This window comes from Mucilaginibacter yixingensis (genome assembly GCF_041080815.1).
GTDB classification, from domain to species: Bacteria; Bacteroidota; Bacteroidia; order Sphingobacteriales; family Sphingobacteriaceae; genus Mucilaginibacter; species Mucilaginibacter yixingensis.
On the sequence record NZ_CP160205.1, the window covers coordinates 622652 to 638191 of the forward strand.

Here is a 15540-nt window from a genome sequence, read left to right on the forward strand (position 1 = left end):
GCAAGCGCTGTAAAGCCATCTCATTATACTATCGCCCCCTGGATTTTAAGCACAAACGCATCCTTACATGGTGCATAATCCGGCAACCGTATTTTTAAACCTTCGGTTGTTTGCTCAAAGTGGGGGTTATCGTGATAACCAAGTAAACTAACGGCCTCAACCTTTCCGGCATTGGCGGATAGTTTCTTTATTAAAGCTATTTTATCTGTCGGCCAACCCAACATAATGGCATATAATGTTTTGCCTTTTGTGGTAAAACGTATATCCGTTGCTGTGAATGGTTTACCTTTACCCTCATTGAATCCCTGGGCACTGATAGGAGCAGCTGATTCCATAGCCGGTCCTTCCCCAAATACTCTCCAGGGCCGGGTACTGTAAATAGCTTCGCTATTTATCTGCATCCAGGCAGCAATATCTTCCACCACAGCTCGTTCCTTTTCATCAATGCTGCCATCCCCCCTTACCGGTATATTGAGCAGTAGATTCCCATTTTTGCTGACAACATCGACCATGGTGTGGATCACCGTTTTAGCAGTCTTGTATTTATTATTATCATACAACCGGCGATCATAATGCCAGCCGCCGATACAGGTATCTGTTTGCCAAGGCAAAGGCTCTATTTGGTTACTTTGGCCGCGCTCGATATCCCATACCATACATTTACGTTGTTTTTCATCTAATATCTTGCCGTAAATTACAGCACGTAAATGGCCATGTTTTTTGATGCTGGTATTGTATAAATGCGCAGCTATACGTAGCCCGGCATCGCTTATAGGCCATAAAGGTAGTGCGGTATCGTCAAAATAAATCAGTTCAGGATCATACTTATCAATGAGCTCAATGGTGCGTTTGTAAAACTTGTCACAATATGCTTTGGTTGGAACAGCAACGCCGTTACCCCAGTTCCATTGTCTATGGATCATGCCATTGTCCAGACTGTTTTCACTTAAAGGATGGTTTTGAGCATATAGCTCCTGCGGGTCATATCCATTCCACCATTTATTCTTACCATCGGCCTCTATTATTTTACCATCATAAGGGATGCCTGCGTATGGCCCGGTTTGATCCGCCCGCTGCGATGTTTCGTACCAGCTCCAGGCGTGGGCCGCGTGCACACTAACACCAAATGGCAGTCCGTTATTTTTGGCTGCTTTTGCCCATCCGCCGATCAGATCTTTTTTAGGCCCCATGCGCGTGGAGTTCCACTGTTGATACTTGCTGTCATAAAGGTCGAAATTGTCGTGATGATTAGCCAATGCCATAAAATATTGAGCGCCCGCTTTTTTATAAAGCGAAACCAGTTCTTCAGGATTCCAATTCTCGGCTTTCCACTCGTTGATCACATCCTTAAAGCCAAACTTTGATGGATGCCCATATTTTTGACAATGGAACTTATATTGATCGCTACCTTCCTGGTACATGCCACGGGCGTACCAATCACCGCGCTCCGGTTGGCACTGCGGCCCCCAATGCGCCCATATGCCAAATTTGGCATCCCTGAACCATTCGGGTACTTTATACTGTGCCAGCGAATCCCAGGTAGGTAAAAACGGTCGTTTTGCCCCGTCAGCAATTAAATCAGAGAACAGGCCATTGCCTGAAGCGCGGGATAGCATCAATGCGCCAGCACCCGTAGCTAATCCTTTTATTAAACTTCTTCTTTTCATACAAATTTTTTGTCAGTTCAAAACAACATCAGGAAGGTGGCTTAAAGGCCACACTTCCATCTGTCGCCATCCCGGGAGGGACTACCAATTTAAAAAAACCAAAATCTATCTAGTAACCTGGATTCTGGGTCAGGTTTTTATTCAAATCACGCTCGGATTGTGGTATTGGCCACAGTTCGTTTTTACCTGCCACGAAATTTCTCTTTTTGAAAATATAATATCCATCTGCATCTACCGGGAAAGCAGTGTATGTAGCTGGCGTATTGGTTAGTTTCATACCGGTAAATTGTTTATTGTTCTCTGAAGCAAGGATACCCCAACGCAGGCAATCGTAGTAACGGATACCTTCAAAGGCAAATTCTACACGGCGCTCCCTTCTTAAAATAGCGCGCAGCGCCGTTGGGTCTGTTGTGGTTACAGCAGGCATGTGCACCGCCGCGCGGCCGCGCACTTTGTTTATGGTGGCGTCAAGCAAAGCCTGGTCTATTGGAGCGCCGGACTCTATCTTAGATTCGAGGTAGCCTAACAATACTTCGGCATACCGGATAAGTGGGAAGTTGTTGCCGTCATTTGAAGTGGTGCCTACTGCCGGATCTTCTTCAATGAACTTATAGATGGAATAACCACTCCAAACACCCGGATACTCATCCAGTCGATCAGCTTTGGTGGTACCTGGCTTGGCAGAGTAGGTTGTTCCACGCAATACCGTCCGGTCGGATATCATCAGCGTAAAATCTAAACGCGGGTCGCGATTGTTATAAGGGTTATTTTTATCAAATAACGGCGACTGATCAATTGTTTTGCCATCGGTACATTCAAATTCCTTCGCTAACTCATTAAAAGGCGAGTACTGGTGCCAGCCACCCCAGGTTTCGGGTGTCAAGTATTGGAGCAAAGCATGGTTATAGGTATCCTTGATGTATTGCATGGACATAATGACCTCCTTGCTCAACTCGCCTGCATTTAAAAATAATTCTCGGTACCGCGGGTCAATAACATAGTAATTAAAGTCCATGATCGTTTTATAACTGGCGGCAGCCTCTGTCCATTTCTTTTCGGCCATCTGTAACCGGCCCAATATCGCCAAAGCGGAAGCTGCGGTCATATGGCCCTGTTGGGCATCAGGCACACTGGCCGGCAACACGGTGGCAGCAGCTTTTAATTCAGCTTCACAGAATGTCCAAACATCATTTTTCGGTGCCCGTGTAACACTGTTAGCCTGATCAACCGTTAATAAATGCTGGATCAAAGGCACATCGCCAAAATAAAGAGCTAGGTTAAAGTAATCATAGGCCCGAATAGTGCGGACTTCCGCAATCATCACATTTTTCGCCGTTGCGTCCATCGTTACCTGGCCAATGTGATCCAAAAAATTATTGCACCTGCCAATTTGCGCGTAAGCTTGAGAATAATATGAACCGACATATGAATACGCGGGGCTTAAAGTACCGTCGGTAAAATGATCAGGTATCGCTTCTTTCTCGGAGCCATTCCCGGCCATCAGGTCCAGGTTAACCATGGAGGTGCCACACCAAAAATTATAACCGGTAAACCCGGATCCTGAGTCATATACACCGTTTAAAGCCAAAGTCGCATCGTTGGAGGTTTTCCAAAATGTCGCATCAGATATGGACGATAACGGTTGTTTATCCAATAGATCTTTTTTACAAGCGGGTATGGCAAGGCTTAGCAAGCCTACTATACACCAAGCTTTCATGGTCATATTATATTTTATTTCCTTTTTCATTTTTGATAATTTAATGTTTTATAGCTGGGACGCTTTTCTTTAAAATTTCACATTAAGGCCAATGGTATAAATGGCCGTAAGCGGATAGAAATTAGGGTTATCGCCGGAGCCCTGGCTGTTTTCCGGGTCCCACCCTTGGTAAAAATGATTCCAGTTAAACAGGTTCTGACCGCCGGCAAAAATCCGCAGTTTGTTGATATGCAATTTTTGCAAAGCCCCGGTAGGTAGGTTATAGCCGACCTGTGCATTTTTCAATCTTAAAAAGGTGCCCGATCTGTTCCAGAAGGAGTTCGTTTGCACGTTTGCACTACCCTGGCTTAAATTAGTGATCTTAGGATATTGGGCATTCGGGTCAGGATTCGCTGTTGTCCAGGCATTGTCAACCTGCCATTGTTGAATGTTACCGCCGTTATAATAGGCATAAGCCAGGTATGAACCCATTTGCACCTGATAACCACCTAAGCCCTGAAATAATATGGCCAGATCAAAACCTTTAAACGCGGCATTAATATTCAGGCCATAGGATGTTTTGGGGTCTTTAGTACCGATAATGGCACGATCATAGGTAGCATCCACCTTGCCGTCGGGCACGCCATTAGGGCCGCTGATATCTTTAAAGCGGATCTGACCAGGTTGCCCGGCGATGGGTTGCGTCGGGTAACTCGCCACATCAGCTGCATCCTTGAATAGACCATCTGCCACATAACCATATATAGGATTTAGAGGCTGGCCTAAGAAAAAGTTGGGTATAACTGTCTGAAGGTCGCCGGCAATCTTTACTACCTTTTGTGTGTTGTAAGAAAAATTAGGCGTTACGCTTAACCGGAGCTTTCCAAGTTGAGTGTTATAGGTGATGTCAGCTTCAATCCCGCGATTTTGAATAGAGCCCGCATTGAGTGTTGGAGCACTCAATCCCAGTGTACCCGATACCGGAACCTGGTAAAGAATATCCTTGGCAGTCCGTTCATATAAATCAACAGTACCGCTAAATTTACCTTTAAATAAAGTAAAGTTAAGCCCTAAGTCCTTTGAAATGGTTGTTTCCCATTGTATATCAGCGTTTGACGCTGCCGTAACCGCGGCGCCGGGAGCGATAGTGCCTCCAAAATCATATTTAGGACTTGTACTGATCGCATATTGATAAGGGTAATTGGAGATATTGGCATTACCTAATGAACCATAAGATGCACGGATCTTCAACTCATCGATCCAATTAATTTTATTTTTGATAAAAGGCTCTTCTGAAATCCTCCAGCCTGCAGAAATAGAGGGGAAAAAACCATAGCGATTATCCGGCGCAAAGCGTGATGAACCGTCAACCCGGCCATTCACCTCTAATAGATATTTCTCTTTAAAATTGTAGTTTAAACGACCAAAGTAAGATTGAAACGCATACTCGTTAGCAGACCCGCTGTTTTGTTGATTGGTAGTTGCACCGGCATCCAACTGGTAGAGCAGATTGTTGGGAAACTTGTCGCGATAAGCACTGAAGGTGTTATCCCGGTGTTCCTCCTGCTGATATCCGGCCAGCAATTTAAAATTATGCTGCCCGATAGATTTATTATAAGTTGCAGTGGCAATCAATGTAACTTCCTGACCATCGACAGACGTGTTACGGAGGCTATTTGGCCCCACATAGGTTGTTTTGTCCAGGTTTACATCCGGGATAAAGGTGGTATTAACACTGGTGTAATAATGGTATGCCGCGGTTCCGGCTAATGTTAGCCCCTTTAACGGCTCCCAGGATAAAACCGAACTGCCGTAAAAGTTTTTTGCTCTGAAATTGTTAAATCCGGGATTAGCCAGCCAGGCCTCAGGTGCGAAAAAATCCTGGTGACCGTAGGTGCCGTCGGATTTTAACCCCGCATAAGTATTTGGTTCGCGAACCGAATAGCCAATAATCCCGCCAATCCCGGCTGCATTGGATTGTGGTTGTTTTTGAATTTGGGAAAAGCCCATTAGGCTGGTTTTCAGGCTTAAATTATCCTTAAGTTTACTATCAATATTTGCTTGAATATCGTAACGTTTGTTGTCAGTTTTGGCTGTTATCCCGTTATCATTGCGAAAACTGCCGGAAAACAAATAAACCGTTTTACCCTCTCCACCCGAAAAACTGGCATTATGGTACTGTTGGAAACCAGAACCGGAGTTTACAAGGTCTTTCAAATGAAAGACGTTAGGATAGTTATCCGGGTCAGCACCACTTTGATACTTGGCAACGATATCGGCAGTAGCACCGGTTAATTGTGCGTAGGTCCAGGAATCCACAAACTTTGGCAGGGCAGTTACTTGTTCTTTACCGAAATAGTTATTGTAGGCTACCTGTATTTTACCTGTCTTGCCGCGCTTGGTTTCTATTAAAATAACCCCGTTGGCAGCACGATTGCCGTATATGGAGGCCGAAGCTGCATCTTTTAATACCGTGATGCTCCCGATGTTGTCCGGTGCTACATCGTCTATAGACCCGGCTATTCCATCAATTAAAACCAAAGGGTTACGGCCTGAATTGAACGTACCTATACCGCGAATGGTAATATTAGCGCCATCGCTGCCCGGGCGCCCACCTCCTTGTTGCACCTGTACACCCGTTGCCAATCCTGCAAGCGCCTGTGAGGCTTGGGTTAGCGGTCGGTTATCCAGATCTGCTGAGGATATGGTTGAAACCGAACCGGTCAGATTCACTTTTTTCTGTGTTCCGTAACCTACAACCACTACTTCATTCAGGGTTTTATTTTCGGGTTGTAACTGTACATCAATGGTCCTCTGACCATTGATCGCTATTTCCTGAGCGGTATAACCAATAAAGGTGAACACCAGGATACCATTGGCATCAGGAATATCTATATTATAAATTCCTTGTGCATTTGTGGTCACTGCGGTGTTTGTCCCTTTTAGTTTAACAACAACACCAGGCAATCCCTGTCCTGTATCATCAGTAACCTTACCTTTTACAGGCACGCTTTGTGGTACGTCGGCCATAGGGGCGTCGCTTTTGATTAGGCGAGCAGGATCAGCTTGTAATTTACTTAAGACAATACGGTCATTCACTACATCATAATGAATGCTGTAAGGTTTCAACAGTTCTTCCAGCACTTCATTAAGCGTTCTTCCGTGCGCATTAATCGTGATATTCTTTGGTGTTTCTGCTATATTACGGAAATAGATGAACTTTACCCCCGCGGTTTTTTCGAGTTTCTTTAGGGTACTATTCAGATCAGCATTAGTAGTGCTAAGATCGACCTTCCGGGTTAGGACACTTTGTGCGCGACTGGAATTTGCCATAGAAATTCCGGTGCATACAAGGGCTATTAATAGCTGGCTAAATGTTATTTTCATGATTTTACACCAGTCGATGGATTGTAAATTAAAATTCATACATTAGATTGTTTTATTTGGTTAAAAAATGAGACAAAACAAACCCCATCACCTTGTTTCAAGGTGTCATTCCGTGACTTTTGGGGTAACTGAGAGAAAGAGTGTCACAACCACTCTTTCTTTTCATTTTTGGAAAATTGAGTTTTTTATTTTTTCATAGCTGGATTTTTAGGTTAACTAAATTGGTTAAGTTAAATGGAATAGCCCTTTTGCAACATAAATTTCTTCCCATCTGTTACATAGGTGAGCCTTAACAGTTTTTTTAACATCTCCATAACGTCCGGCAGACTTTGGTCATTAAAATCGGCCTGGAGCAGGTAATTACCCAACTCTTTATCCTGCAGGATGATTTCCACATTAAATTGTTTGTTTAACGCCGAGACCACTTCTTTTAAAGGAACATTGTCAAAAGAAAGACTGGCTTTTTCCCAAATACTGATAGACGATGCCGTATTGACTTTACCGATCTGCAGGTTATTCTGTGCTTTTTCATAAATAACATTTTGACGCGGTAACAGCATCACATTGTCTTTCAAACCGGCGTTTGATTTGAATAAGCCTTTGCGCTGATTATCCGGGGCAATCGTAACCGAGACCTTACCGGTAACCACCGCAACTTCGGCGAGAGATGAATTTTTGAAATCACGTATCCTGAAACTTGTGCCCCAAACCCGGGTTGTTATGTTCTTACTGTAAACCACAAATGGGTGGGCTTTATCTTTAGTTACTTCAAAAAATGATTCACCGGACAAAGTCACTTCCCGCAACTCCTTTTTAAATATTTTATGATACTTAATTTGAGCATCGGGACTAAGCCACACAATACTGTTGTCTGGAAGGATTTGCTTTGCTATGGCCTGCGAACGGTTGGTGATCACAATTTCCTCATCCTGAACAGAAGCAGTTGCTTGTGTTGATCTTTGAGGTTTCAGTAAGCCCGGGAGATAAATCACCAGGATAATAGCAGCGGCGGCACCGATAAAATAAACAACGCGTTTGAGGTATTTTACCCTATTATTTTTTATTTCTTGATCAGGATGGATGCCCGATTCGATATTGTCAAACATACGCGTACTTAATTCCTGTTTTTGCAGGTCCGTTAGCGTTTCGTAATGATCCATTTTAGCATCAAACGAATTGTACCACTTCAATACGATAGCCTTTTCTTCCAGGGTGCATTCTCCCCGCAGGTATTTTTCTATCAATTCAGGCGAAATTGGTTTCATTTATCGGGAATATAGGTTTCAATTTTACTGTAACATATTCATGACAGTTCTCGACAGGCCTACCCCCTAAACGTTTAAGAAATTTTTTTCAGGCGGCTATTGCTGTCACTTTTCACATTTCATCATACACATTTTTCACATTTCATCATACACTTTCTATTATTGCCGATTTGATACACCGTTGCTGATGTTGGTCTGCCAATTCAATTCCAGCACTCCTCACGGTTAAACAGGTATCTTAGTCTTCTTGTATCGTCGATACCATACAATCGCTGTATCCTTTCTATATTGTCCGGATTGATACAGTCGGAATCATCGTCTTCATATTTATTGTCATCGTAAAAGTATTCATCATAGTCATAATCGAGCCTTTTAAGGCAGGGTTCTTTCATTCTGACTGTACAGGTATCTGTGTTATCGTGTTTTAGGTTATCAAGTTTGGCCGGAAAGGATGGTTCTAAACCGTGACGAACTGCCTCCCAGAACCAGTAAGGCGCATTGGGGAAGTCGGATAATAGGCTACTCTTTTTAACCTTATGAGTAAGGCAGAGATCAATGAACCTATGCGGCCAGTCTTGCAGCACCCAATGTGCCAGCATGATAACGACCGCTCTTTTTTTAACTGGCAAGTCTCGGAGGACTATAGTATCATTATACGGACGAAGATCGCTGTGAGACAGATTATTCTCCCAATAAACATACTCTGCAAGCTTTTTTATATTTCTGTCAGTCTGTTTGTCGATTAGTAATAATGAGGCCATGTGATGCAGAACTTTGAAGTAGGACTCTGTGTAAATGACTTTTTCGTTAAGCCCGTGTTCCATGATTTCAAAGAGTAGCTGCTGGGTTTTAACAACCCGAACAGGTGCAATTTCCGGTTCACAATCCGTAACATCCTTGCCGCAATGGTGACAATAAACCATATGTTCATAGACGCTTTGATGAGCGAAGTTAGGCTGGCGCACATCAATAAAGGAGTTGCCTTTATGGCAATGCGGGCAACTTTCTATCAGGTAATATCCACATTTGGTACAGGCAAATGATATGGCTAAGCGCCATTGTTTTTTAAAGTAGGGTTCGCTTTCCAGGCATTTAGGGCAGAACATCAGGCCGGAGCTATGCTGCATATAACCACTTTTGCTTCCTATCCTTTTACTGGGTATGATCCATTGCTCCGGGGCATACAACAGGTTTTTTTGAGCAAACAGCACATGCTTATAAAAGGCCATCGTTGTGGCATTAACCTCTGCAAAAGTGCAATTGGTCTTCTCAGCCAGTATATTAAGATTGGCATCGCCTACTATACGGTCAATGTCTGGGTTGCCACTATAGCTTGGCCAAATGTAGGCGCACATTTCCTTTGTGGTCAATCCATGCTGATAAGCCATTCTTGCCATCCAACTGCTCAAAAGTTCATCGGGAAAAGGTTTACAAAGCGCCGGTAGCAGTTGATTATTTCTCGTTTCAAACAGGTTAAAGCTCATATGGCCATCTGTTCGTATTGTTTTTGGCGGTTATCCGGCCCTACATAACTGATATTATTCAGTATAGTATGTCGATATGTTCTTTACCAGTGTGGATTGCCATGATCGCCGCTTTCTTGATAATGGTAGATATTTCGCCAATGGTGCCGCCGGACATCCCCAATATTTTGATGGCAATATCTTCTTTGGTCAGGTTGGAACTTTCGTGTAATGGCAGCATGGCCTCAAAGCTGGACAACAGCCGGAAGTAATCACCATCCAGTTTCCAGGTGGGTAATATAGCTGGCTCAAAGCGGTTAGAGATTTGCCGGTCTGTATTGATTGCGCTTAAAGCGTCCCGGATACCTGCGCCAACAATAACGATTTGCAGGTCATTCGCCAGCCCTTTGATCTCGTTTAGAAAAGCGCGTTGGTTCAGATATGCACCGGCCAGTATATGGTGTATCTCATCAATGATCAGGATGCGCGTTCCCACGGCCCGCAAGATCTTAAACACCTGGTAACGAAGCGCAATCTCGTTGCTGGAAACACGGTAAGGAGCATTTAATGCTTCTAATATATTGACAAAGAAAGCTTTTTCAACCGGTTTGGGAGGTGCCTGCACATACACAACCGGGATGGTCAAGTTCTCTGTTTCAGGCGTTACGACCGGCCTGTAGGCATCAAAGAACTTTTGCAAAAGGTGGGATTTGCCGTTGGATGTCCGGGCGCAAAGTAAAAGTGCAGGCATACGTGTGGTCTTCGGATGATCCATCAGGTCTTCCAGCGTTTGCAGTACTTCTTTTGCACGTTTGTAGGGTATCCAGTAGTCAGCTTTGATATGGGCGATCCGCTCGCGGTCAGACAATTTAGAAGTAAGATTTGTTTTTGTTAAAAGGGTCATGTTCTAAGTCTTCAAAAGGTAGATAAACGGCATTGGGGTCATATTTGAACTCGGTTTCTGTATCATCGGGTTCGACAACTTGCATAAACTGATTTCTGATATTATTTGCTGTCGCGTAATTTTTGCGGGTTTGGTTTCGGCGGCGTTTGGCCGACGCAGTATTATTGACCGCGCTGTTTTCCATATTCCTTAACCGTGCATAGGTCTCGAAGATGATATTTTCATCCACGCGGGATATACCCTGCGCCTTTAACACCCGCAGGATTTCTTTATGCTCCCAGATCGTGATGGACGGATACGAAGTATTCCGGTAGCGGATATCATAGTATTGCTCAGTTTCAGGATCATAAAAGTAGATCGTGCTGATATCTCTCGGGTCTCTTTTAAAGGCAAACTTCCTTTTAGACCTGTCCATAGAATTGGGCTGGTTGTAGGCATGTATCCATTTCCGCAAGATGTCACCATAATAAGCTATGCCATCGATGGATACCCCATAGCGCTGAACCGTGCGTTCTTCAAACGGCATAAAGTCAAGCTTCAGCTTTAATTCATCTATCATTCTGATATCCTTACCGACCCCGATCTGATGCAGATTGCCCGATATTCCTTCGTTGTAACGGGCAAGTGGCGTGGTGCCAATGCCGGAATGTTTTCGCTGATGGTAAACACCAACGATGAAGTCGGCGACCCATTTTTCCAGTTCGGTTAAAGTGAAACAGGCTTTACCTTCTGAGTCATAATGTTTCCTGTCTTTTATATTGGAAAAGGTCGTTCCGGGTAACGCATGTATTTCCCGAAGTACGGTACCCATCAGGCGTTCGATATGGCCGCCATAATGTGGTTTGGTTACCGGTCGGAAGTTGATCTCTATGCCATATTCCTGGCAGGATCGTTCTAACGAACGGCCTCTGAACTCGCGGGCGTTATCCATGTAAAGTGATCTCATTACCCCATGACAAGGCCATTTACCAGGCACATCAAGGCGGCTTAACCAAAGTTCCTTTGGCAATATCGCGTGGGATAAACATAGACCTGTTCCCAAAACACCAGGCGGGTCCAGCGATATATAAAAGCCGACGACCATCCTGCTGTACACATCAATGGCCAGCGTGATCCAGGGCCTGCCGACACATTCCCGGTTTATCTCGTCAACAACAAGAATATCAAGTTTGGTATGATCGATCTGTACTGCGGCAAGCGGGTAGTCTGCATTGGGAAACTGATCCAACAAAGGGTCATATTTATAACCGGCAATACTGCTGTCATATCTGCGCGCCAGTTTTTGTTCCTCGCTGATCTGGGCGATGCGCCTCCTGACCGTACTATAATGAGGGACAGGCAGGCCCGCCTCGCGGCACTTCAGTGTTACATCGATAGTAGCTTTCTTTAAAGAAAGCTTTTGTTTGTTAAGATACCGGCTATTGATAACTTCTTCAACAATGGTTTCCGTGTCTACGGCGATCCGCTTTGTTCCTTTAGGGCATCCGGTATCATCTTTAAGCAACGAGGATACAGATTGGGTTTGCGTGTACCGTTCCAACCACCTGTAAATAGTCTGCCTGGTTACTTTTGACTTTCTGGCAACTGATGCGATTGTAAAGCCTGGCTCATTATCAATGAGGGGTAATATGATATAATAGCGCTTTAAAGCAACTTCCCACTCAGCATTTGAAAGATTGGATAATGCTCTAATGCCGTTTACCGGTGCTGCTGCTGTTTCCATATCTTCGTGTTCATGGTTATTTTTTCATCCAGATCAAAAGTGAGAACGCGATCCGCCACCAATTGCCAAAGCGTATAAAGAAGCTGATCATTGATTTCAAATGAAGGGTCATTTATTAACTGTAGTGGGGTAAGTGTGGCTTGTTGCGCATACCGGTTATTAATAATCTGCAATAAACCGGCATCGGTCTTTTGACCTTTATACCTATTTAGAAACTTGATGTTGTATAAACGGTCTGTCCTGATCTCATTTTCTGTAATGACACAGAACTCATAGCCATTTTGATGGGCGTACTTTCGTGCCGCATTGAACTTTGGCTCAAGCGCATCTTTTTTTTCGATCAGTTCTGCCTGGTACTTTACTTCTATTAATAAAGGCTTGCGTTCCAGTTCGGGCCTGTAATAAACGGCAACATCCGGTGTATAGCGGCGGGAATAACCTTGATCTGAATAAAATATGGTTACCGGCTGGGCGGTGAATTTTACAATATCGGGGTCATACTCCAGCAAAGAAAAATGATCACGTTCAAGCGCACTTTCAAAGTGCTGGCTTGTAGGCGATTTTCCGGTAATATGTTTACCGGTAATGGAACGGTTGTTTGGCCCGATCTTGCGAGCCGGCTTTGAAAACATTATCAGATTTGTAATTGGTGCCGCAAAGTTGTTTACTGGCTACAAATATTGATTTGACAATTTTTTAACACCGTGTTAACAAGTGTATGATTAAGTATGAAAAATGTGTATGATTAAATAAGGAAAGTGACAATTGCTCTGTGGGATTCCAGACGTTTTTGTCCGTTATACGGCAGGCATTTGGGGGAAATCAATAGCAAGGCTATCGTAACTTATGGAAAAAAATGTATAACAGGGGGATCAGCAGGAATTGAAGGCTGACCCGTAAAAACCGGATAGCACGGGTGATATGATTCTCCACTGTTTTTTCTGAAATACCGAGCTCGGAGGCTATTTGCTTGTTGCTTTTATGGTGTTTGCGGCTCAGTTCAAAAACGGAACGGCACTTATCAGGAAGTGTACTTAATTTGCTGTCGATATGATGATTTAAATCCTTAACCAGGACACTTTCCTCCGTGGAATTATCATAGTCTGCTTTTTCAAAACCGGATAACCATTGGATTTTTTTTCGGACTGCTTCTTTTTGGATATGGTTTAACACCATATTTCGTATGGTTGTAAAAAGGTAACCACTCAAAGATGATGTTATTTTAATGTTCGACCGGTTCTTCCAGAGTTTAATAAACAAATCCTGAACAATTTCTTCGGCAGCATCAGTGGAAGAGCAACGTTTATAAGCGGCAGAATACAATTGCGCGTGATAACGACGATATATCTCAGCAAAAACAGCAGGGTCTTCCGTTGCATTGAATCGGCTTACAATCTGTTCATCGGTTATTTTTGCCAAATCTTCCATTCCAAAAAACGGTAATCAATCAAGGATTAAAAATTCAAATACTATACCGATTAAATATCTGTTCAAAGTCCGCAATCGCGTAATAATTGGTTAATAAGCTAACGTGTACCCAGGTTATTGAAGCACTAAGGTATAAATAAATTTATAAATGTAAAATATACAATTAAATAGCTGAATGGGCGATTCAACGAAGAAGATGCTGATTTCCCGTGCTAATATTTTTTCGCTTGTAGCAGGAACTTTCTTTTTTTACTCCTCATAGCGAACCATGGCGTTATTGATCTGCAACGAAATCAGGAGTGGCCATCTCTCCTGAGGATGATCAGGACCTTCATACCGGACATTCAGATGGTTTGGTATGCGCAATGAATTTAAATAGAAGCCGTTAAAGCCGCATGTGAAACACGTTGTATGGAATACCGGCGAATCTTTCACATCTGACAAAACCGGAAACCCTATGAGCGATGTAAAAATTATAAATGATCGTGGGGCGCTACTAATTAAAAAGCAAGATCTTCCTATTGGCCAACAATGAACCTATTTATGTTAATTAGGTTTCCGGTGCTGCCGTATATATTCCCTGCCTTGTCTGACCAATTGCCGTGTTCACCAAGCACGGTCAGCTTCAGGGTATATGTGCCCATGGCTAGTACTGGTGTCTTGTATAATAAGATGGTAGCCGGGTATTTACAATAAGTATCTAATAGTGTTTGAAATGCTTTTCTTCCCTTACTGTCCATCAGCGAAACGCTTGCATAACCGCCGTTCGGCCTGATCATCCCGGTTAGGCTTATCCGGGTTCCGGTGAACCTGATCGTGAGGACGGCACCCTTTTCGGTGGTATTGATACTGCCGTCACTTGTTGCAGTGATCCAGTTTCCGGCCAGGGTAACATGCTTCTTGTTACTCATATTTATGGGTTTTCCCCCAGGTGCCGAAACAACGGCAATTCCTGTCCGGGAATCAACCTGCCATGATTCGAGGAATTCAGGCATACCCAGCGAGGTGCCTGAGATTTTAAGGGGCTGCCAAACATAGGTAGCTGCCGATGCTTGCTTGGGATAGGACCAGCGGTCACCCATGAACATATACGTCGTGTCTTTGGTTCCGGCGATGGTCAGTACAAAACTTGTCTGTGAATTCCAGGTGAGCGTTCCTTTGGGCGCAAAGTTTCCCTGAAACGTCCAGGGTCCTTTCAGCGAGGTCGCTGTGTAGTAAACATTATCGTTTTTTTCCCAGCTGGTCAGGTCAGAGGTGAGCCAAAAATAGCTTCCCCCTTTTTTGACGATTGCCGGAGATTCAGACCCGTGCCAATTGTTATCGGCCACCAGTTCGGAAATGCCGCGATAATCACTATTGAGTTTATAGATTAATCCGCCGTGTAACATCAGGTACCCGCTGCCGTCCGTATCCTGAAATGATCCCATATCCCATTTTTTGATAGGCTGTCCGTTAAAAAGGATGGGGCCGCGAAATTTATAAGGACCGGTAATGGTGGGCGAGGTAGCGTAACCAATGCACGGGTCTTTGTAACCGAGATCGTCGGTGTGCATCAGCATCACATATTCTCCGGTCGCGGAGCACCGGAGCACTTTAGGGCGTTCGCCGACCCTCTTTGGCCCAAGCCTGCCCGAATCCTGTGCCGTTAAGGCAATTTTTTCAAACTTCCAATTATAAAGATCAGAAGAAGAATAGCAGTTAAAGCCCGCGAACGCATTACTATTATCATAATGAGCTTCGCCAAAAAGATAATACCGTCCATGATCCGATACGATATTAGCACCGTGTGCGCTGACCACTTTACCACGATCATCAAACCAGGGAACGCCCGAACTGATCTCATTAACCTTGCTATGCTGTGCGATAGTCGTAAGAGCCGCACCCGTCAGCAGCAGCACCAAGTAAATTATTTTCATATTTGTTATTTATTAAAATTAAGGGAATCCCGGTGACGATTTGTGAATAAACAAATTCCGCCCCGTAGTGGACGTTACGGGGCGGAATGTT

The 15540-nt window shown here is 44.0% G+C and carries 10 protein-coding genes; all 10 read right to left on the reverse strand.

The features are described from left to right. Positions 1–23 precede the first annotated feature (23 nt). The 10 genes from ABZR88_RS02660 to ABZR88_RS02705 all read right to left on the reverse strand — a co-directional run bounded on the left by ABZR88_RS02660 (position 24) and on the right by ABZR88_RS02705 (position 15449). The gene (locus ABZR88_RS02660) at positions 24–1667 is read right to left on the reverse strand and encodes an alpha-L-fucosidase (protein ID WP_107831681.1); all 1644 of its coding nucleotides are present in this window, start codon (positions 1665–1667) and stop codon (positions 24–26) included. 109 nt (positions 1668–1776) lie between these two features. Beyond that, positions 1777–3414 (reverse strand): RagB/SusD family nutrient uptake outer membrane protein, encoded by a 1638-nt coding sequence (locus tag ABZR88_RS02665; RefSeq protein ID WP_245917124.1) that lies wholly within the window; start codon positions 3412–3414, stop codon positions 1777–1779. Positions 3415–3453: 39 nt separating this feature from the next. Further along, positions 3454–6789, reverse strand: a complete 3336-nt coding sequence (locus ABZR88_RS02670) for a TonB-dependent receptor (protein ID WP_107831683.1) — start codon at positions 6787–6789, stop codon at positions 3454–3456. 191 nt (positions 6790–6980) lie between these two features. Continuing rightward, on the reverse strand, positions 6981–8015 hold the full coding sequence (locus ABZR88_RS02675; protein ID WP_107831685.1) for a FecR family protein: 1035 nt from the start codon (positions 8013–8015) through the stop codon (positions 6981–6983). A 203-nt stretch (positions 8016–8218) separates the two neighbouring features. Next, on the reverse strand, positions 8219–9499 hold the full coding sequence (locus ABZR88_RS02680) for a TniQ family protein (protein ID WP_107831687.1): 1281 nt from the start codon (positions 9497–9499) through the stop codon (positions 8219–8221). Between the two features lie 58 nt (positions 9500–9557). Further along, a complete protein-coding gene (locus tag ABZR88_RS02685) occupies positions 9558–10382 on the reverse strand; it encodes a TniB family NTP-binding protein (protein ID WP_107831689.1) in 825 nt (274 codons plus the stop codon). After that, complete coding sequence (locus ABZR88_RS02690; protein ID WP_107831691.1) at positions 10348–12105, reverse strand: Mu transposase C-terminal domain-containing protein; 1758 nt, start codon at positions 12103–12105, stop codon at positions 10348–10350. Before ABZR88_RS02690 ends, ABZR88_RS02685 begins: the two co-directional genes overlap by 35 nt. Further along, positions 12081–12737, reverse strand: coding sequence for a TnsA endonuclease N-terminal domain-containing protein (locus ABZR88_RS02695; protein WP_107831693.1), 657 nt, complete (start codon positions 12735–12737; stop codon positions 12081–12083). Before ABZR88_RS02695 ends, ABZR88_RS02690 begins: the two co-directional genes overlap by 25 nt. Positions 12738–12939: 202 nt before the next feature. After that, positions 12940–13533, reverse strand: coding sequence for an RNA polymerase sigma-70 factor (locus ABZR88_RS02700; protein ID WP_107831695.1), 594 nt, complete (start codon positions 13531–13533; stop codon positions 12940–12942). Positions 13534–14051: 518 nt separating this feature from the next. Further along, on the reverse strand, positions 14052–15449 hold the full coding sequence (locus tag ABZR88_RS02705) for a family 43 glycosylhydrolase (RefSeq protein WP_107831697.1): 1398 nt from the start codon (positions 15447–15449) through the stop codon (positions 14052–14054). Between the last annotated feature and the right edge of the window lie 91 nt (positions 15450–15540).